Source organism: Aestuariivirga litoralis (assembly GCF_015714715.1).
Lineage (GTDB): Bacteria > Pseudomonadota > Alphaproteobacteria > Rhizobiales > Aestuariivirgaceae > Aestuariivirga > Aestuariivirga litoralis_A.
In genome coordinates, this window is sequence record NZ_WAHS01000001.1 from 1,858,900 (window position 1) to 1,877,126 (window position 18,227).

Sequence of the window (18,227 nt, forward strand, 5' to 3'; positions counted from 1 at the left end):
CGCAGGGCAGTTTCCGGCATGCAGCCAGCTCAGATTACCCAACGCGATTTGATGGTGGCCTTGTCACGGGCCACTGACCTTGCCACGGGGCGCGCGCTTGGATTTGCCATGAAGGCCGCAGGGCTGGCCGACAGGCTGGCGCGGCGGGCCGGACTGGATGAGGCGCAGCGCCAAAAAGTTTTTCAGCAGGGCATGCTGCGCTATATCGGCTGCAATTCAGAAACCCATGCAATGGCCGCATTGCTGGGCGACGAGATTTCCTTCCGTCGCGATTTTGCACTGATTGATAATGGCAAGCCCGGCGAGGTGATCCCGCTGGTGTGGAAACATCTGCGCCTGTCCCGCGCCGGGCAACCGCCTCTCGCGGCCTTTTTGCAGGTGCTGAAAGGCCTCGCGGCCAGCAAGCCGGAAAGTGAGCGCATTCTCAGTGGCCATTGCGAAGTGGCGCAGCGGCTGGGCAAGCGGCTTGGCTTTGATGATGAAGCCTGCGCGGCGCTGGGCCAGCTCTACGCGCGCTGGGACGGCAAAGGCATTCCGGCTGAGTTGAAAGGCGAAGCCATTGCGCTGCCAGTGCGCATCGTGACGCTGGCGCAGGATGCCGTGGTGTTGCAGGAGGCCTTCGGCGCGGAAGGAGCGGCGCAACGTATTCAGGTGCGATCCGGCAAGGCCTACGATCCCCGACTGGCTGCGCTCCTGTTGCAGGACGAAAATGCGCTGAAAAACAGTGAGGACGATAGGCCACCTTCTGCTGATGGCCCCTTCAGTGGAGAAGCGTTGAACGACGCCTTGCTCGCCATGGCGGATTTCATCGATATCAAGACGCCGCATACGATGGGCCATTCGCGCCAGTTGGCGGCACTGGTGGCGGCAGCAGCGAAAGTTTACGGCCTCCCAAAGGCACCCGGTGTTTTGTTGGAGCAGGCCGCCCTTCTGCATGACATCGGCCAGGCGGGTGTTCCGGCACGGGTTATGATGAAGAATACGGCGCATGATGCGGGCGAGCGCGAGGCCATGCGCCTGCACACTTATTATGGCGCGCGCATACTGGCCGAGAGTGGCGGGCTGAAGCCTTTGGCCCAGTTGGTTTCCGAACATCATGAAAGGCTCGATGGCAGCGGTTATCACAATGGCGCGCGGGCACAGGCGCTTTCTGCCGAAGCGCGCCTGTTGGCGGCGGCGGAAGCCTATCAGAACAAGATTGAGCCACGGCCACATCGCGCTGCGCTCACGGCCACCTCTGCCGCCGCAGCGCTTGAAAAAGAAGCGCGCGACGGAAAGCTGGATGCCGATGCGGTGAAAGCCGTGCTGACCGCAGCCGGGCAACCTTCCTTTCGGCCCAACCGCAAGACCATGGAGCTAACGCCGCGCGAGCTTGAAACGCTGCGCTGCCTGTGTCGCGGCATGAGCATGAAGGAAGCGGCGCGTGCGCTGGGCATTTCGCCCAAGACGGTGGACAACCACATTCAGGCCATTCACGCCAAGACGGGCGTTCGCACCCGGGGCGGCCTGATCCTGCATGCGCTGGAACAGGGATGGGTTGGCCTGCCCGAAACATAGGGAATCTTCCTCAGGCGGCGGCCCGGCGGCGGGATTAGGTTTTTTGACGCAACCCAAGGAGGATGACATGAACCAGAACCTTATCACTCGCGTGCAAGAGATTTATCAGGCTTTCGGACGCGGCGACATTGCCGCTGTGACCGCACAACTGAGCGACGATGCCAGCTTCGGCATGGTTGGGCGCGCCAAGGATGTGCCGATGGCGGGCCTGCGCAAAGGCAAGAAAGGTGCTGCGGAATTTTTCGGCCTGCTGCATGAAACCCAGGAGCTGCGGAGTTTCAGCCCGCTGAAATTCGCCGCCAATGAAGACATGGTTTTTGTGCTGGGCCACACGCAGTGGACCATGCGACGCAATGGCGTGGAAGGTGAAAATGCATGGGTGCATGTTTTCACCTTCGACAAGTCTGGTCTATGCACTGGCTTCCAGGGCCATCAGGATACCGGGCTTCTGGCCGAGGCCTATCATTCCGCGCCTGCCGCCCAGCGCGCCGCCGTGGCGTAATAGACTCAGCCCATCCGTTTCTCAAATGGCGCGCGAAGGCATAGAGTGCCTTGTCGAATCAGCGAGGAACGAATGGGCTTCACACGGCGCGGGATTTTGCTGGGAGCGGCTGCCGGTGCGGTGGCCACGCATTATATTGAGAATTCATCCATCCCGTCAGGCTTGGCTTTTCCCGAACCGCAGACCGGTGGACCGCTGATCCTGAATGATGCCAGCGAACTTTCGCCGACACCTGTCGCCAAGCACATCATGCTGGAAGAACCCAGCGCCGATAACATGCTGGCGCGGTTACGTGCCGAGTTGAAAGAAGCGCGAGCCGCCAAGCGCCCGCTGCTGGCGCATGCGGCGCGGCATTCGATGGGCGGGCAAAGCCTGGCCCGCGATGGCACGGCAGTGACCATGGCGGAGAGTGTTATCGAGCCTGATACGACGAAGAAGACGTATCGCGTTACCGGCGGCACGCGCTGGCGTGAGGTGATTACCAAGCTTGACAGCATCGGCTTCTCGCCAGCCGTAATGCAATCCAACAATGATTTCGGCGTGGCCTCCACTTACAGTGTGAATGCGCATGGCTGGCCGGTGCCCTTCAGTTCTGGCGGCACTACCGTGCAATCGCTGAAGATGATGTTGGCTTCGGGTGAACATATCAATTGTTCGCGCAATGAGAATGCCGACATTTTTTCTGCCGCGATGGGCGGCTATGGGTTGTTCGGGGTGATCACCGAACTTGATGTGGCGATGGTGCCCAATGCCAATCTGCTGCCCACTTATGAGGTGATGCCGTCAGCGGAATTCGGCACGCGTTTCGTCTCCGCCATTCACGACGACAAATCCGTGAACATGGCCTATGGGCGGCTGGATGTGACGATTGGCAGTTTCTTTGAGGAAGCGCTGCTGATCACCTATCGCCCTGCTCCTGACCAGAGTGCGATTGCGCCGCTGGTGGGTTCCGGTTTCATGAGCCACGTGGCGCGCGAGATTTTCCGCGCGCAAGTGGGCAGCGATCATTGGAAAATGGCGCGGTGGGGTTTTGAAGCGCGGCTTAATCCGTGGATCAATACGGGCGTTGCCACGCGCAACAGTTTGATGAATGAACCGGTGATCACGCTGGATGACAAGGACCCCGACCGCACGGATATTTTGCATGAGTATTTCGTCGATGCCAGCCGCTTTGTGGATTTTGTCACTGCGTGCCGCGATGTGATCCCGTCCTCGTTCCAGCAGCTGCTCAACATCACCTTGCGCTTTGTCGATACTGATCATGACAGCGTGCTCACTTACGCCACCACGCCGCGGGTGGCGGCGGTGCTTTTGTTCTCTCAAGAAAAGTCGCTGCGCGCCGAGGCCGACATGGCGCGGATGACGCATGAGCTGATCGAGCGCGTGCTGGCGATCGGCGGCAGCTATTACCTGCCCTACCGGCCGCATGCGTCGCTCGATCAATTCCAGCGGGCCTATGCGCGGCACGGCGAATTTGCCGCGTTGAAGCGCAAGCTCGACCCGAGTGAAACTTTCCGCCACAACCTGTGGGATCAATATATTTCGAAAGCCGCCGTGACATGACAAGCCTGCGCTGGATCTGCTTCGGATTTACTGTGTTCCTCGCCATCGCCGTGCTGGTGGGGCATGTGCCGATGTTTCAAGACGCAGAAGGGCGCACCTTTGGGATTTTCCGGCTGAACCTGTTTCAAGATTTGCTGCATACGGCATCGGCGCTGTGGGCGCTGGCGGCGGGGTTGACCTCGCACCGGGCGGCGAAATTTTTCCTCACTTATTTTGGCATACTTTATTTTGCCGATGGGCTGATGGGCGTGGTGACGGGTTCGGGCTATCTTGATCTCGGCATCATCCGCAATGGCTGGCTGGACCAGCCGCTGTCCTTCAAGATTCTGGCCAGCACGCCGCATCTGTTTCTCGGTGGCGTGGGCCTGCTGGCCTCGCGGTTCTTTGATTCAAAGCGGGCCTGATGCGGCGTTTGCTGAAATGGCTGGGGATCATTCTGGCCCTCGCGCTGGTGGCGCTGATTGGCCCGGTCATCGGCACTGAGCTTTTGTGCCATGGCACAGTGACCCCGCGCAACTACCAACCTATTCTTACTGATGCCGCTGAGCAAAGACCCGCCGCCAATTCCTATATGACCTATCCGGAATGGCACATTGTCTACGCCTATGAAGGTTTGGCCGAAACGCTGAAGAATGGGGATGAGTATCAGTTCGCCTATTTCCCCAGCGTGATTGGGTTCTGGAAAGCGGAATGCCAGTTACTGCAAGCAGCTGACGCGCATGGCGGGGCGGATTTTGACACGCGCTCGACGTCTTATGTGATCGGGCCCAGCTTTGGTTTGGAGCTGGCGTTCAAGGCGCTTTACGAAGACACGCTGGGCGCGGTGTTTGCGCTGCTGCGTGGTGCGCAGAAGACACCGCAGGATGAAGTGGCGCGCGACATGGCGGCTGGTTACGCGGCCTTCCTGCAGCAGACGCCTTGGTATGAGTATGATTTCGCGGCACCCATTGCGGCTTTGTGGGCGGCACCGGTAACTGATCCGGTGCGCGGCTGGGAGCGGCGGCTTGCACTGACCGGTGAGTGGAAAGCGAAAATCGCTTACGCGCAGGGCATCAAGTCTCTCGTGGCGGCGACGACGGGCGATGCCAATCTGGAAATTTTCAGTGTGGTTTCGGGGCTGTCGCGCGATGAGTTGGCTGCGATCAAAGATGTGCAAGTGATGCGTGAGGTGCCGCAGGGGCTGGTGATCAAGACGCCGCGCTATGCGGCTTACACGGCGATCCTGGTTGAGATCGCGCGGCGGGGTGGCGAGGTGATTGAGATTGCTGGGAATGACAGCATTCTCATCACCACGCTGCATGAGCCGGGCGTGGTGGCGGATTTCGGACCCAATGCGCAACGCATCATCACGCTGGACCGCGAAGGCTTCTACGAAGAACGCGATCTGATGGATGTGAAGGTGGCAAGGCTGGCTGGAATTTTACGCCAGTTGCAATCAGGCCCGGTGCGGCTGGAGCACGTCTATGATTATTGAGCGCGGATTGCGCGGCGCAGGCGTAACGGCGGCTTTGTTTGCAGGCTGGCTGGTTTCGATCAGCGGATATGCGCTTATTCCCGGTGCTGCGCAGAAGGTGGATGTGTTGTTGCCGCCGCGACAGTTCTTGCAACAGCTGCCAGATGGAGTGAGCATTGTTGATGCCAATGCGCGGCGGGCGACATTGTTCAGTACACGGAGCGATTTGGCGCTGGCTCTGTACCGCGCGGGTGCGCTGCTGGTGCTGCCATCAACGGGCAATGGCTGCGTGGATTTGCGCGTTAGGATCGTGAACCGAACTTAGGATTGATGGCCCAATACTATGGAGCCGTGATGGCCGAACCCATATTCGGCCTCCTATCGCTGTAAATCAGAATAATCTCGGCAAACAAGAGATTGGGAACCCAGCACAGCCAGGCTACGACCGGGTAAGCATCTTCAAATCCAATACCGAGCGCTCCACTTAATGGCATGTAGATGCGCAACGAAATGGCAGCCGCTGTTAGCGCGTAACTGCGGATCATCCATCGCCGATGTGAAGAAATTTTGCCACATAGTATGAAAATCACTGCTGCGGAGGTACACGTTATCCAACTCACGCCGAGCAATAGGAACCCAGCTGAGGCAAGTCTTCCGGTTTCAGCGTGCATGGCCATTGGGATAGAGACAATCCACGCCACAAGGACAGCGGTGCAGTAAATTCGACCATTGATACGGTGTAACCAAAGCCGGCGTTGACGCATATTTGGCAAAAATTGCCAAGGGCCAATCAACAAAGCGATAGAAGCCGAAATTGCATGAACAATCAGTATCGTTCGGTGCACAACAAAGTTATTCAAGGTGGCAAATGGAACAGTTGGCAATCCATATCGCAGGGAAAAAATAGCAACCAGCGTAGCTAATAGCATGAACACAGACCAAGAGCTTCGCCAGACGATTGATCTATATTCCATATCCCGCTTTTCTTTGGCAATTTCGACCGGTCGGCGATCTTACTTCGCGATGGCAAATCCTACAAGTTGGGCTCTTGAGCAATCCTGCGCAAAGAAAAACCCCGCTGTTGCCAGCGGGGTTTTCGATTTGCGATCGCCTTATCAGGTTTTGGCGATGTCCACGTCCTTGGTATCTTTCAAGAAGAAGATGCCGAAGAACACGCAGATCGCGGCGAAGATCACCGGATACCACAGGCCTGCGAAGACATTGCCCGTATAGGCCACATAGGCGGTGGCGAAGAGCGGCAGCAGCCCGCCGAACCAGCCATTGCCGATGTGATAGGGGAATGACATCGAGGTGTAGCGCACATTCGACGGGAACATCTCCACCAAGAAGGCGGCGATGGGACCGTAAACCATGGCGACATAGATCATCATGATCCACACGATTCCGATGGCGCCCCAATAGTTCATCTTGGCGGGGTCTGCAAAGGAGGTCTTGATCTCCGTCACATTCACCGTCGAGTTGCCATCAGTGTCAACCACCGGGGCTTCGACCATGTTCATCGCAGCCAGCGGCTTCGATGCGGCATCAACAGCCTTGCGGGCTTCGTTGAGAACCTTCTCAGCATCAGCCGGCTTCTTGGCCGTTTGAGCTGCAACCACGGCTTCCGTCTGGTCCTTGGTCAGGATGACCTGTGAAGGTGCCGCCTTCATATGCGGATAACCTGCATCAGCCAGGGCCTTGGCCCAGCCGAAGCCGGAGAAGCCTTCAACCTTGGTGCCGTTGATGTCGAGCGTGGCCTTGCTTCCGGCAGCGCCGTTGGCTGACACGAAGGAGATGCCATTGGACGTGAGCAAAGACTTGCCCTTGTCGCAATCGCCCTGCGTGGTCCAGCCGGCAATCGGGAAGATGGTGAAGTGGCACTGGGCCGGGTCCGCCGTCACGGTGATTTTCGCCGTGTCGTTGAAGGTGGCCAGATCAGGGTTCACTTCTTTGGCCAACAGATGGAACAGCGGGAAGTAAGTCAGCACCGCGAGGATGCAGCCCGCCATGATGATCTTCAAACGGCCAATCCGGTCTGACAGTTGGCCGAAGATCACAAAGAACGGCGTGCCCGCCAGAACGGCGATGGCGACGATCCAGTATTGATCATTCCAGTTGGCCTTGAGAGGTCCACCGACGAAGAACAGCGCATAGAATTGCGCGGTGTACCAGACAACGCCCTGGCCCATCGTGGCGCCCAGGATGGCGAGAAGCACATATTTGTTGTTGGGTGCCTTGAAGAATGAATCCCGGATCGGCGAGAGCGAACGCGTACCTTCATTCTTCATCTTCTGGAAGATTGGCGATTCATCCAGCTTCAGACGGATCCAGACCGAGAAGACCAGCAGCACGGCGGAGGCCAGGAACGGAACGCGCCAGCCCCAATCCTTGAACACCGCAGGATCCATGTATTTGCGGAGCGCGCCGATCACCAGCAGCGACAGGAAGAAGCCGATGGTGGCGGTGGTTTGAATCCAGCTCGTGGCATAACCACGGCGGCCATTCTGGGCATGCTCGGCCACGTAAGTTGCCGCACCACCATATTCACCGCCCAAGGCCAAGCCCTGAATGAGGCGGATCAAGACCAGCAGCAAAGGTGCCAGGCCGCCGATGGAGGCATAGGTTGGCAGCAGGCCCACCAGGAAGGTGGAAAGGCCCATGACGATGATCGTCACCAGGAAGGTATATTTGCGGCCGAACAGATCGCCGATGCGGCCGAAAAACAACGCGCCGAAGGGGCGGACGAGGAAGCCGGCGGCATAGGCAGCAAGCGCGCCGAGCAAGCCCCAGGTGGGGTTGTCGGGCGGGAAAAAGAGTGCGGCGAAGAACGGCGCCAGCGTGGCGTAGAGATAGAAATCATACCATTCAAAGACGGTGCCGGTGGATGAGGCGAGAATGACGAATCGTTCATTCTTGCTCAGACCGCGCGCGCCTGCGGAATTTGCAGTCGTGGACATTGGTGTTGCTCCCTGTGGGTTGTCATTATGGCCCTCTTGTTGGGGCTTTTTAGAAATGTGGAATCTAATCAGGGTTGGCTGATCTGTCCATCACGGAATCGGCCGCGTAAGCTGCCCATCTTTTCATTTGTCACGAGAGAAGCGAGCGCCTATTTTTCGGGCAAGTAACAATTGATGATGGACCTTGCCATGCGTTTTACTCTTCCTGCCTTCCTGCTTGCTTCGCTGGTTTTCGTGGCGAGCCCTGCTTTTGCCAAGGACGGCACCAATCTCGACACCGGCGACACGGTGAGCGTGGATGATAGTGCCACCTTCAATGTGGGTGACGTGGTGGCGGTGTTTGATGCCGATGGCAATGAAATCGATGTCGAAATCCAGGCGGTGAAGGACACCGGCGATGCGTTGGACATTGATGTGATCGACCAGGACTCAGGCGAGTCCGCGACGTTCGAGTTTGCGAAGTAAGCCCTAGGCTAAGAAACCAATCCAGCGATTTCAGCGCGCAGTTCATCCATGCCGAAGCCGCGCTCAGCTGCTGTGAGGTGAACCTGCTGCAAGGCGGCTGCGCGCTTCTTGATGTGGGCCATGGTTTCGGCTTCCAGCACCGCGAGCTCATGCCGGTTGATCTTGTCGCATTTGGTGATGACCAGTTGGTAGGGCACGGCGGCATCATCCAGCATGTCGAACATTTCGAAATCAGGCGTCATGCAGCCATGGCGTGAATCGATCAGTACGAAGGCGCGGGCCAGGCCGACGCGGCCACGCAGATAGCCTTTCAGCACGCCCTGCCACTGCTTCACGTCTTTCTTGGCGGCTTTGGCGTAACCATAGCCCGGCATATCGACCAGCGTGAGGGCATCGCCGCCGAGATCAAAGTAATTCAGCTCGCGGGTGCGGCCCGGTGTGTTCGACGCGCGGGCGAGGCCGTTCACGCCGGTGAGGCCGTTGATCAGCGATGACTTGCCGACATTGGAGCGGCCAGCGAAGGCGATCTCCACCCGGTCCACCGGAGGCAATTGTTCAAGCTGGGCCACGCCCAAACGGAACCGGGCGCTGCCATTGAAAAGGCGGCGCCCGGCGGCAAGCTGGTCTTCGTTGAAGGTGGCGCTCACGTCGCGGCAGGTTTCTTTTTCAAGAAGGGAATCGAGTCCTTGATATTGCCGAACAGGTTCAATTCCGTGCCGTGCTTTTTCATGATGTAGGATTGTTGCAGGATCGAGAGCGTGTTGCTCCAGGCCCAGTAGATCACCAGACCGGCCGGGAAAGTGCCGAGCGAGAAGGTGAAGATCACCGGCATCCAGTTGAACATCTGCTGCTGGATAGGGTCCGGCGGCGTGGGGTTCAAACGCATCTGCACCCACATGGTGATGCCCATGAGCAGCGGCCAGAAGCCGATCATCAAAGCATGCGGCGGCGTCCAAGGGATCAGGCCGAAGAGATTGAACAGAGTGGTCGGATCGGGTGCCGAGAGATCGTGGATCCAGCCGAAGAACGGCGCATGGCGCAATTCGATGGTGGTGAGGATCACCTTATAAAGTGAGAAGAAGACCGGGATCTGCACGAAGATCGGCAGGCAGCCGGCCATGGGATTGACCTTGGCTTCCTTGTAGAGCGCCATGGTTTCCTGCTGCTGCTTCATCTTGTCATCAGGATATTTCTCCTTGATGGCATCCATCTGCGGCTTCAGGTTCTTCATTTTGCTCATCGACGCGTAAGAGCGATTGGCCAGCGGGAACACCGCGAGCTTGACCAGCAGCGTGACCACCAGAATGGCGACGCCGAAATTGCCGACAATCGAATGCACGAAGGAGACGAGATAGAACATGAATTTGGTGATCGGGGCGAACCAGCCCCAGTCGATCATCAAATCAAAATGCGCGAATTTGAATTTTTCGAAGATCGAATTGATCACCGACACGATCTTCGCACCGGCATAGACGTGATCTTCATAAGTGGCGCTGCCGCCAGCGGGCACAGTGATGGGTGCCGTGGCCAGGAAATCAGTCTGGTAGGCATCACGGCCGGGGATTTTCACAAAGCGGTACGAGGCGGCGTAATTGGTCTCCTGATCGGGGATCAACATGGCGGCCCAATATTTATCAGTGAAGCCCAGCCAGCCGCCCTTGCTCGGCACGGTGGCCGGCACATCCGGATCCTTTTTCAGCGCGGCATATTTATGCTCTTCAAGGCCGCCATTCTGAACGCCGAGCGGGCCTTCATAGAACACCCAGTAGCCAGCGACCTGCGGCGTGTCCTGGCGCTGGGCGCGGCCGTAGGGGATGAGATCAACCGGGGCGGTGCCACTGTTGGTCACGGTTTGCTTCACGGTGAACAGGTAATTGTCGCTGATTGAAATCTCGCGGGCGAATTTCAGGCCCTCGCCATTGTCCCAAGTCAAAGTGACGGGTGTTGAAGTGGTGAGGGTTGGCGCGCCTTCCACCTGCCATTCGGTTTTGGAATCCGGCACCTTGATGGTGCTGCCGGGCTTGGGCACGAAGCCCTGCTCGACGAAATAGGCATTGGGCGCACCCGACGGCGACAGGAGGGTGACGACCGGGCTCTTGTCATCAATGGTCTCGTGATATTTCGGCAGTTCAAGATCATCAAGCAAGGCGCCCGTGAGGTTGATCGAACCTGCGAGATCCGGCGTATCGATCTTCACGCGCTTGGTTGCGGCAATGAGGCTGGCGCGGTCTTTCACCTGACCAGCGCCATCGGTGGCGATGGTGGCTTGCACGGTTTCCTGCGTCTGCGTGGCCTCCTGCGCCTTCTTGGCAGCGGGGCCGGCGTAATAATACTGCCAGCCGAAAACGATCAGCATGGACAGGGCCACCGCCATGATCATGTTCTTGGTGTCAAATTGCGGCTTCTGGGGCTGGCTCATTTTGCTTCCGTTTTAGGCAGGGCCTTGGCGTGCAGGCGGTTCGCTGCAGAGATAAGATCAGATTTCAGGATTTCAAAGTCGCTCGTCTCGGCGGCACTGCGGCCGATCACGACATAATCGAAGGATTTTTGCACCACACTGGCAAGGCCCAACCGGGCGGCTTCCCGCAGGCGGCGCTTGATGCGGTTGCGGATCACGGCATTGCCAAGCTTCTTGGTGCAGGTGAAACCCACGCGGGGCACACCATCGTCAGAACGCAACCGGGCTTGCAGCAGAAAGGCCGGATTGCTCCACGAAACAGCTTTAGCGGCGGCAACGAAATCCTGCCTCCGCGTTATGCGCTGCATGCGATTGAATTTAAAGGATTAGGCCGAGAGCCGCTTGCGGCCCTTGGCGCGGCGACGACGCAGAACGTTGCGGCCACCCACTGTTGCCATGCGCGAACGGAAACCATGGCGGCGCTTACGGACCAGCCTGGAGGGTTGATATGTACGTTTTTGTGGCATGACTCGATTCCAACAATCTGCTCAACCTCTTGGAATTATTGTTATAATTTCCGGAAAGACAGAGCAGAACCTAAAGGTTTTGCATAAGTTGGGGTGCTTATGCGTAAACTCTGGGGAAAAGTCAATCGCGGCCAATACCCTACGGGACAAGTAAATACAGGCCATGAATGTGCACTTTTATACCTTCGCTTGCAGCTTTTTTGCGTCTGATCAGAAACCTGTTGGGTGGCGCTAAAATCTTGGGCTAATCAAGGACCATGACGGATGATATGGGTTCCAACAAATCCCAACACAGCGGCGGGCGATTGACCGGCCTTTCAGGCCAAGTGCTGCTGCTGACCATCATTTTTGTGATGTTGGGCGAAGTCCTGATCTTCCTGCCGTCGATTGCGAATTTTCGTGTGCAGTGGATGAAGACCCGCATCGCCCAGGCCGAGATTGCGGCTTTGGCACTGGAAGCCTCGCCTACTGAAATGGTGCCTACCGATCTGAACAACGCTTTGCTGATGGGTGCTGGCGTTGAAGCTGTGGCCGTGATGCGCGCCGACAAGCGCTCGCTCATTTTGAAAAGCGAGAACCCCGCGCTGGCGGAAGAGACTTTCGATTTGCGCAACGGAAGTTACTACACGGCTGTCATTCCGGCTTTCCGGGCGATGTTCGTCAGCAGCGACCGGTTGATCAATGTGATCGACTATCCGCCAGCAATGACCGGTTCTTCCATTGAAATCGCTGTGCATGAATGGCCGCTGCGCGATGCGCTGATCAACTTTGCGCTGCGCATCTTGGGCGTGTCCATCGTGCTGTCTTTCATCGTGGCCTGCCTGATTTACGCGGCGTTGAACCGCTTCTTTGTGCGACCGATGCTGAAGCTCTCAGCCAATATGATGGCCTTCGGTGAAATGCCGGAAGACAAATCACGGGTGATCGCACCCAGCGGGCGCGGCGACGAATTGGGCATGGCCGAGCGCCAGCTGGAAAGCATGCAAAAGCAATTGCAGACGTTGCTGCAACAGAAGACGCATCTGGCCGCGCTGGGTCTTGCCGTGAGCAAGGTGAGCCATGATCTGCGCAACATGCTGACCTCGGCGCAATTGATTTCGGACCGCCTGGGCGAAGTGAAGGATGCGCGCGTGCAGCGCTTTGCGCCCAAGCTCATCATCTCGCTTAACCGGGCCATCACGTTCCTCAACCAGACCCTCACCTATGGGCGGGCGCAGGAATTGCCGCCGCGGCGCGAGGTGTTTGCGTTGAAGCCTTTGGTGACGGATGTGTTTGAAACGCTGCAGCTGGAAAACCCGCGCATCTCCCTCAAGCAGTCAGTCCCTGCAGAACTCAGTGTGGATGCCGACCGCGAGCATTTGACCCGCATTCTCACCAATCTGGTGCGCAACGCCGCTCAGGCGATTGAATCGCGCCCGCAGGAGAAAGATGTGATTTCGGTTGCCGCCTCGCGTGAAGGCCACGACGTGCGGATTGCAGTGAAAGATTCCGGCCCCGGCATCCCGCCCGCCGTGCGCGGCAAGCTGTTTCAGGCCTTCCAGACCGCGGCGCGCCCCGGCGGCACGGGGCTGGGCCTCGCCATATCGGCCGAACTGGTGCAGGCCCATGGCGGCCAGATCAAGGTGGCGTCATCCTCGGAAGAAGGCACCAGCATCGAGATTTGCCTGCCTGACCGCAACGGGCAAAACGGCCATTGAGGCGCCTCAAATCTCGTACTTGCATTCACCCCTCCGTCATACTAACAGAACGCCAGTCGGCAGGGTTTAACCCCGCCTTGCGCGCCCGTAGCTCAGCTGGATCAGAGCACTAGACTACGAATCTAGGGGTCAGAGGTTCGAATCCTTTCGGGCGCGCCATTTTCTCATTGATTGAAATGCGTGAGCCTAAGCTGCGTTCGGAATGGCAAAAGAGCCGGCGGAGTGAACCACCGGCCAAGTTTGCACACACAAGAAAGTAAAATGCTTCAGCGCTGATACAAATGCTCCAAGATCATGCGGGCTTGCCCAATGTCTTCCGGATAGAAGCGCACAACTTCATAACCCTGTTTCAACCCCACGACATTGAGATTTGAGTTTCGACTGCGTGCGGCGGGGTAGATTTCTATTCGCATGCAGGCCAGCAATTCGGCTGAGCAATCCTTCCTGGCCAACCAGATGGGCTGCGCAGTCAAATTGCTCGTATCAACTGCGAAGGGTGATCCATTCGGCGTTACAAAAATGGACAGATATTTGGTTCCAGGGCGTTCGGTGTGACGTTCGAAGCGCGATGAAGCCTCGCGAAGAATTTGCTCGAGCGTCGCATTGATCGTTTTCGCATCTTCTTTTGTAGCACTCGAAATCGTTGTCTTTGCGGCGGGGATTGATGTGATTTCGTCTGTCACGGGTGGCATGATTTTCTCCCTGGCAATGTTTGGGTTGGAAGCCGGGCGATAGCCCGCCGACCTTACTGCTTCATCGGCGAGACGCGCCTTGTGGCCCTGCCCAGTGCCGTTCCTGGCCATCCAATTGCTGTAGTGATTTCCTGAGGTGCCAGCGCAATGAACGATGTGCACGAACGTCACTATGCCATCGCTGTAAGCCACGTCATTTATTCGTTTCAGTGATGGGCGGACTTTGGCGAGCCGTCCGAAGGAGGCCCCCATGTAGTCGGCATCATTCGACATGAGCACGACCAGCTTCGTGCGCGTTGGCAAGCGTGACAGGTGCTGGTCGATGCATGCAAGTGCCCAGTCATCGCCACTGGCCCTGTTGGCAAGCGCATTGATGACATCGCCGGACTTTGCCCACTTATCGCCAACCCGTTTCGCCACCGAGCAACGGATCAGCGAGCCGAAAGCGACATCCGTTTCGCGCGCGGTGAACATATCCGCAAACGGACGATCTGGCAGGACGCCCAAGGAACGCAATGCCTTTTCGAGACGGCCGCGAAAGCCACCAAAAGCGATTTGGTCGAATGGCATTTCCAGATATTTACCTGTTTGCCGGGTGCCCTTGGAGAAGCCAAGAACCAGCAGTTCGGGGTTGGTGGAACCCCAAGCCATCGGATTGTTTTCAAGAAGCCAACCATCCTGTTCAATAACTGATTTGCCCCAAGTGCCGCACGCGCCAAAGCATCGCGAGCAAGCGATCTTTCCATGAGCTGGCAACACATTGGCATGGTGATCGATGCCAATCATAGGGCGGTTCCCTCATCCAGCAACTTGTGCAATTCGGACGCTTCCTTGCGGGCCCACTGATATCCAGCCACAATACCCCAATGCCCGTTCTCATTAGGTCGACGCCAGCTGGGTGTGGGCGCCTTGGCAAGCAGCTTCAAGGCTTCGAAATAATCAGCAATAGGCGCTTCGCTACCCTTGCTGCCGACGGTGTAACCCCGTGCATTCCTGCATTCGACCGGATGAAACCAGCTCCCATCGCGAGCTACTGGAACAAATACGACTTCATCCAGCACGCCCGAACCCTTGGCTGCTTCAACCTGGCCTTCGGTTGCGATGGCGTTCTGGGTGGTCCACCAGATCGATGACTTATAGTCGCCCCTTTTTTTAAGCCACCTTTGCGCATCGGCTGCATCAATCATGCCACCGTTGCTTTTCATATCCGGGTCACCAGTCTTGGGTGTGAGAAGATTGCGGATGCTTTTTTCGCCAACGCGGCATAGAGCCGCCAATTGTTCAATGGAAACGGGCCGTCCCATATCTGTTGCAATCCGAGCCTCCGCAGCCAGCACCGTCCGTTTGAGTTCGATGTTTTCGCCCCAATCCGCAGGTATGCTGGACAGGAGTTCACGACCCCGCTGAACAAAACTATGGATCGACCGTGCTAGGGCGTTTTTAGTGAGGCCAATCGTGTTTGCATCGCCTCGCGTGACATGATCCGGGCATAGACCAAAGAAGGCAAATTGATTGAGATCCACAAAATAGTCGGAAGCTTTGCTGGCTCCTAGCTCAGACCAGGCACTCAACCAGTTCTCGCGCCAGCCGCTTTCAAGCGGCGCATCATATCCAACGATTTCATGGTACAGCAGATTCATTGCCTTTCGAGTGGCGTCCGGCTCCCAAGTCACCAGTTCCAGAAACTGGCCGGCCTTGATTACCAAGCCCACAAGGTCGCTGGTTTCAAAGTCTTGGTAAGTCTTCCTAAATTCTTCAAACCTGACTTCGATCTCGCTGACCATGTGAAGCTCCATAGAACACCAAGGACGTTTCCTTGGCCTCTTTCCTATTCGTAACAAAATTAGCCCGCAAGGTCAACAGGAATATTTCTCATCCTTTATCCTGTTCGATTATCGATAGATATGGTCAGATGAAGGAACGCCAATATTGAATTATATTTCAGATTCTTAAGTCGATAGACCTGCGCTGATTTTGCCTTTGCTTCCGCGCCAATCTTCTTCGATTATCATTGAAACGCCTCAGCGCGATGCCCACTTCCGTCAAACAATAAATTGGAAGGTTTAAGGCGATGAGCACTCCTAACGCAGCTCTTTCGGGGCAATTCAAACTCGGCAATCTCAACATCAACCGGCTTGGTTATGGCGCGATGCGGATTACCGGGCGCGGGATTTGGGGGCCGCCTGCTGATCGCGCTGCGGCCATCGCTACGCTTCGGCGCTTGCCGGAATTGGGCGTGAACTTTATCGATACGGCCGACAGCTATGGACCGGATGTTTCGGAAGAGCTGATCCGCGAGGCGCTTCATCCCTATCCCGGTTTGATCGTTGCGACCAAGGCAGGCCTCACGCGCGAAGGGCCTGATCGCTGGACGCCCAAGGGTGATCCCAAATATCTGATCGAGCGCGCCAAGGGCAGCCTCAAAAAGCTTGGTGTTGAACAGATCGATCTGTGGCAATTGCACCGCATTGATCCCGGCGTGCCTGCGGCAGAACAATTCGGTGCGGTGCGCCAGCTTCTCGACGAAGGCATCATCCGCCATGCGGGCTTAAGCGAAGTGTCGGTCAATGACATCAAGGCCGCACAGAAAGTGTTCCCAGTGACCACGGTGCAGAACCTCTACAATCTGACCACGCGCGGCAGCGAAGATGTTCTCAGCTATTGCACGGCGAACGGGATTGGCTTCATTCCGTGGTATCCACTGGCGGCCGGCAAGCTGACGCAGCCGGGCCAAGTGGTGGACCGCATTGCCAAGGCGCATAGCGCAACCGCCGGCCAAGTGGCGCTGGCCTGGTTGCTGCAGCACAGCCCGGTGATGTTGCCGATCCCCGGCACATCAAGCATTGCGCATCTGGAAGAGAATGTGGCGGGTGCTGCGGTCAAGCTTTCACCAGAAGAAGTAGCCTTGCTGGATTCAGCAAAGGGCTAAGCAAAAGGGGCAGTGGAAAACCACCGCCCCTTTTTTTCGCGTCAACAGAGAGAAGCTATGCGGCTTTGACCAGCCGCAAATCTGATTTCGCACCCGATGCCACCTGCAGCGCCTGAGTGATGTCGGCGATGATATCGTCGGGATGCTCGATACCGATGGACAAGCGGATGTAACCTGGCGTTACACCGGCGGCAAGTTGCTCGGTCGATGTCAGCTGCTGATGCGTGGTGGAAGCCGGGTGAATGGCGAGGGAGCGCGCATCACCGATATTGGCCACGTGATAAAGCAGCTTCAGCGCGTCGATGAAGGCCTTGCCGCCTTCCACGCCTCCCTTGAGCTCGAAGCCCACCAAAGCCCCGTAACCGCCTTTCAAATATTTCTTGGCGCGCGCCTTTTGCTTGCCGCCCTGCAGGCCGGGGAAGATGACTTCCTTCACCTGCTTGTGCTTGTTCAGGAAGGTGGCGATCTTCGCGGCGTTTTCGTTTTGCTGGCGCACGCGCAGCGGCAGCGTTTCCAAGCCTTGAATGAACTGCCAGGCATTGAAGGGCGAAATCGCCGCGCCAATATCGCGCAGCAGTTTCACGCGGATGCGCAGGATGTAAGCGATGGGGCCGAGCGGCTTGGCCGCTTCCGTCCAGATGGCGCCGTGATAGCCTTCATCCGGTGTGTTGAGCGTGGGGAAGCGTTCGGCATGTTTGTCCCACGGGAAATTGCCGCCATCGACGATCACGCCGCCAATTGATGTGCCATGGCCACCGATATATTTGGTGGCAGAATGCACGACCACTGCAGCACCATGTTCCAGCGGGCGCGCAATCAAAGGTGCGGCGGTATTGTCCACGATCAGCGGAATGCCGATCTTGCGGCCGATCTCTGCCACTTCAGCAATGGGGAAAACATGCAGCTTGGGGTTCGGCAAAGTTTCCGCATAGTAAGCGCGGGTCTTGTCGTCCGAGGCTTTGCGGAAATTTTCCGGGTCGGATGGATCGACGAAGCGCACTTCGATGCCGAATTGCTTCAGCGTCTGGGCCAGCAAGGTGACCGTGCCGCCATAGAGATCGGTGGAGGAAACGATGTTGTCGCCGGACTGCGCCAGGTTAAGAATGGCGAAGGTCGTCGCAGTCTGGCCGGATGCCACCGCAAGGGCTGCCACGCCGCCTTCAAGGGCAGCGATGCGCTGTTCAAACACATCCTGCGTGGGATTGCCGATGCGGGTATAGATGTTGCCCAGTTCCTGCAGCGCGAACAGACGCCCTGCATGCGCCGTGTCATTGAACTGGAACGAAGTTGTCTGATGCAGCGGCACGGCGACCGCACCGGTGGCGGGATCGGCACGGTAGCTGCCGCCATGCAAGGCCAACGTTTCGAAATTCTTGGATGATGTAGTCATGGTGATCTCCTTCTGGCGTGAGATCATTTGCCAGCCGCGCGCGTCCCGCAATTTCCTTCGCTTGCCATGAGGTTTGAGAAATATTGAAGAGTGGGCG

Annotated in this window: 18 protein-coding genes and 1 tRNA gene; 10 read left to right on the forward strand and 9 right to left on the reverse strand. The window is 57.4% G+C overall.

Annotated features, from left to right (window positions below):
• The first annotated feature begins 18 nt into the window (after nt 1–18).
• From F8B91_RS09485 to F8B91_RS09510, 6 genes are all read left to right on the forward strand, one after another.
• Nucleotides 19–1,557: an HD domain-containing phosphohydrolase gene (locus F8B91_RS09485; protein ID WP_196503461.1), complete on the forward strand. Its 1,539-nt coding sequence runs from the start codon at nt 19–21 to the stop codon at nt 1,555–1,557.
• 67 nt (nt 1,558–1,624) lie between these two features.
• Nucleotides 1,625–2,059, forward strand: a complete 435-nt coding sequence (locus F8B91_RS09490) for a nuclear transport factor 2 family protein (RefSeq protein WP_196503462.1) — start codon at nt 1,625–1,627, stop codon at nt 2,057–2,059.
• Nucleotides 2,060–2,131: 72 nt separating this feature from the next.
• Nucleotides 2,132–3,622, forward strand: a complete 1,491-nt coding sequence (locus F8B91_RS09495) for an FAD-binding oxidoreductase (protein WP_196503463.1) — start codon at nt 2,132–2,134, stop codon at nt 3,620–3,622.
• Nucleotides 3,619–4,026, forward strand: a complete 408-nt coding sequence (locus F8B91_RS09500; protein WP_196503464.1) for a DUF4383 domain-containing protein — start codon at nt 3,619–3,621, stop codon at nt 4,024–4,026. Before F8B91_RS09495 ends, F8B91_RS09500 begins: the two co-directional genes overlap by 4 nt.
• Nucleotides 4,026–5,096, forward strand: coding sequence for a hypothetical protein (locus tag F8B91_RS09505; protein ID WP_196503465.1), 1,071 nt, complete (start codon nt 4,026–4,028; stop codon nt 5,094–5,096). Before F8B91_RS09500 ends, F8B91_RS09505 begins: the two co-directional genes overlap by 1 nt.
• Complete coding sequence (locus tag F8B91_RS09510) at nt 5,086–5,400, forward strand: hypothetical protein (protein WP_196503466.1); 315 nt, start codon at nt 5,086–5,088, stop codon at nt 5,398–5,400. Before F8B91_RS09505 ends, F8B91_RS09510 begins: the two co-directional genes overlap by 11 nt.
• Before the next feature lie 16 nt (nt 5,401–5,416).
• On the opposite strand, the gene F8B91_RS09515 is transcribed toward F8B91_RS09510, so the two are convergent.
• Together F8B91_RS09515 and F8B91_RS09520 are read right to left on the reverse strand one after the other, a co-directional pair.
• Nucleotides 5,417–6,049, reverse strand: a complete 633-nt coding sequence (locus F8B91_RS09515; protein WP_196503467.1) for a DUF2306 domain-containing protein — start codon at nt 6,047–6,049, stop codon at nt 5,417–5,419.
• A 141-nt stretch (nt 6,050–6,190) separates the two neighbouring features.
• Entirely contained in the window at nt 6,191–8,032 is a 1,842-nt protein-coding gene (locus F8B91_RS09520; RefSeq protein ID WP_196503468.1) for an MFS transporter, read from the reverse strand.
• A 189-nt stretch (nt 8,033–8,221) separates the two neighbouring features.
• Here F8B91_RS09520 and F8B91_RS09525 point away from each other — a divergent pair, with 189 nt between their 5' ends.
• Nucleotides 8,222–8,497: a DUF5334 family protein gene (locus F8B91_RS09525; RefSeq protein WP_196503469.1), complete on the forward strand. Its 276-nt coding sequence runs from the start codon at nt 8,222–8,224 to the stop codon at nt 8,495–8,497.
• Between the two features lie 8 nt (nt 8,498–8,505).
• Here the strand turns inward: F8B91_RS09525 and yihA are convergent, their stop codons facing one another.
• The 4 genes from yihA to rpmH are packed head-to-tail and all read right to left on the reverse strand — an operon-like array spanning nt 8,506 to nt 11,422.
• Entirely contained in the window at nt 8,506–9,144 is a 639-nt protein-coding gene (yihA, locus tag F8B91_RS09530; protein ID WP_196503470.1) for a ribosome biogenesis GTP-binding protein YihA/YsxC, read from the reverse strand.
• Nucleotides 9,141–10,916 (reverse strand): membrane protein insertase YidC, encoded by a 1,776-nt coding sequence (gene yidC, locus F8B91_RS09535; protein ID WP_196503471.1) that lies wholly within the window; start codon nt 10,914–10,916, stop codon nt 9,141–9,143. The genes yihA and yidC overlap by 4 nt, the downstream gene beginning before the upstream one ends.
• Nucleotides 10,913–11,263, reverse strand: a complete 351-nt coding sequence (rnpA, locus tag F8B91_RS09540; RefSeq protein WP_196503472.1) for a ribonuclease P protein component — start codon at nt 11,261–11,263, stop codon at nt 10,913–10,915. The genes yidC and rnpA overlap by 4 nt, the downstream gene beginning before the upstream one ends.
• An 18-nt stretch (nt 11,264–11,281) precedes the next feature.
• Entirely contained in the window at nt 11,282–11,422 is a 141-nt protein-coding gene (rpmH, locus tag F8B91_RS09545) for a 50S ribosomal protein L34 (protein ID WP_196503473.1), read from the reverse strand.
• A gap of 257 nt (nt 11,423–11,679) precedes the next feature.
• On the opposite strand from rpmH, the gene F8B91_RS09550 reads away from it, so the two are divergent.
• Together F8B91_RS09550 and F8B91_RS09555 are read left to right on the forward strand one after the other, a co-directional pair.
• Nucleotides 11,680–13,119: a sensor histidine kinase gene (locus F8B91_RS09550; RefSeq protein ID WP_196503474.1), complete on the forward strand. Its 1,440-nt coding sequence runs from the start codon at nt 11,680–11,682 to the stop codon at nt 13,117–13,119.
• 81 nt (nt 13,120–13,200) lie between these two features.
• Nucleotides 13,201–13,278 (forward strand) — tRNA-Arg (locus F8B91_RS09555).
• Nucleotides 13,279–13,385: 107 nt separating this feature from the next.
• On the opposite strand, the gene F8B91_RS09560 is transcribed toward F8B91_RS09555, so the two are convergent.
• Nucleotides 13,386–14,597, reverse strand: a complete 1,212-nt coding sequence (locus F8B91_RS09560; RefSeq protein ID WP_196503475.1) for a hypothetical protein — start codon at nt 14,595–14,597, stop codon at nt 13,386–13,388.
• The gene (locus F8B91_RS09565; protein ID WP_196503476.1) at nt 14,594–15,595 is read right to left on the reverse strand and encodes a hypothetical protein; all 1,002 of its coding nucleotides are present in this window, start codon (nt 15,593–15,595) and stop codon (nt 14,594–14,596) included. Before F8B91_RS09565 ends, F8B91_RS09560 begins: the two co-directional genes overlap by 4 nt.
• A 287-nt stretch (nt 15,596–15,882) precedes the next feature.
• On the opposite strand from F8B91_RS09565, the gene F8B91_RS09570 reads away from it, so the two are divergent.
• Complete coding sequence (locus F8B91_RS09570; protein ID WP_196503477.1) at nt 15,883–16,740, forward strand: aldo/keto reductase; 858 nt, start codon at nt 15,883–15,885, stop codon at nt 16,738–16,740.
• Between the two features lie 55 nt (nt 16,741–16,795).
• Here F8B91_RS09570 and F8B91_RS09575 read toward each other — a convergent pair whose 3' ends face one another.
• Nucleotides 16,796–18,130, reverse strand: a complete 1,335-nt coding sequence (locus tag F8B91_RS09575; RefSeq protein WP_196503478.1) for an O-acetylhomoserine aminocarboxypropyltransferase/cysteine synthase family protein — start codon at nt 18,128–18,130, stop codon at nt 16,796–16,798.
• Nucleotides 18,131–18,227: the final 97 nt, after the last annotated feature.

Bases quoted from the DNA above. Each gene is read 5' to 3' on its own strand.
- F8B91_RS09550 (WP_196503474.1), top strand. From the start codon at position 11,680: ATGACGGATGATATGGGTTCCAACAAATCCCAACACAGCGGCGGGCGA.
- F8B91_RS09520 (WP_196503468.1), bottom strand. From the start codon at position 8,032: ATGTCCACGACTGCAAATTCCGCAGGCGCGCGCGGTCTGAGCAAGAAT.
- F8B91_RS09490 (WP_196503462.1), top strand. From the start codon at position 1,625: ATGAACCAGAACCTTATCACTCGCGTGCAAGAGATTTATCAGGCTTTC.
- F8B91_RS09500 (WP_196503464.1), top strand. From the start codon at position 3,619: ATGACAAGCCTGCGCTGGATCTGCTTCGGATTTACTGTGTTCCTCGCC.
- F8B91_RS09525 (WP_196503469.1), top strand. From the start codon at position 8,222: ATGCGTTTTACTCTTCCTGCCTTCCTGCTTGCTTCGCTGGTTTTCGTG.
- F8B91_RS09495 (WP_196503463.1), top strand. From the start codon at position 2,132: ATGGGCTTCACACGGCGCGGGATTTTGCTGGGAGCGGCTGCCGGTGCG.
- F8B91_RS09565 (WP_196503476.1), bottom strand. From the start codon at position 15,595: ATGGTCAGCGAGATCGAAGTCAGGTTTGAAGAATTTAGGAAGACTTAC.
- yidC (WP_196503471.1), bottom strand. From the start codon at position 10,916: ATGAGCCAGCCCCAGAAGCCGCAATTTGACACCAAGAACATGATCATG.
- F8B91_RS09510 (WP_196503466.1), top strand. From the start codon at position 5,086: ATGATTATTGAGCGCGGATTGCGCGGCGCAGGCGTAACGGCGGCTTTG.
- rnpA (WP_196503472.1), bottom strand. From the start codon at position 11,263: ATGCAGCGCATAACGCGGAGGCAGGATTTCGTTGCCGCCGCTAAAGCT.
- rpmH (WP_196503473.1), bottom strand. From the start codon at position 11,422: ATGCCACAAAAACGTACATATCAACCCTCCAGGCTGGTCCGTAAGCGC.
- F8B91_RS09485 (WP_196503461.1), top strand. From the start codon at position 19: ATGCAGCCAGCTCAGATTACCCAACGCGATTTGATGGTGGCCTTGTCA.
- F8B91_RS09505 (WP_196503465.1), top strand. From the start codon at position 4,026: ATGCGGCGTTTGCTGAAATGGCTGGGGATCATTCTGGCCCTCGCGCTG.
- F8B91_RS09515 (WP_196503467.1), bottom strand. From the start codon at position 6,049: ATGGAATATAGATCAATCGTCTGGCGAAGCTCTTGGTCTGTGTTCATG.
- F8B91_RS09570 (WP_196503477.1), top strand. From the start codon at position 15,883: ATGAGCACTCCTAACGCAGCTCTTTCGGGGCAATTCAAACTCGGCAAT.
- F8B91_RS09560 (WP_196503475.1), bottom strand. From the start codon at position 14,597: ATGATTGGCATCGATCACCATGCCAATGTGTTGCCAGCTCATGGAAAG.
- F8B91_RS09575 (WP_196503478.1), bottom strand. From the start codon at position 18,130: ATGACTACATCATCCAAGAATTTCGAAACGTTGGCCTTGCATGGCGGC.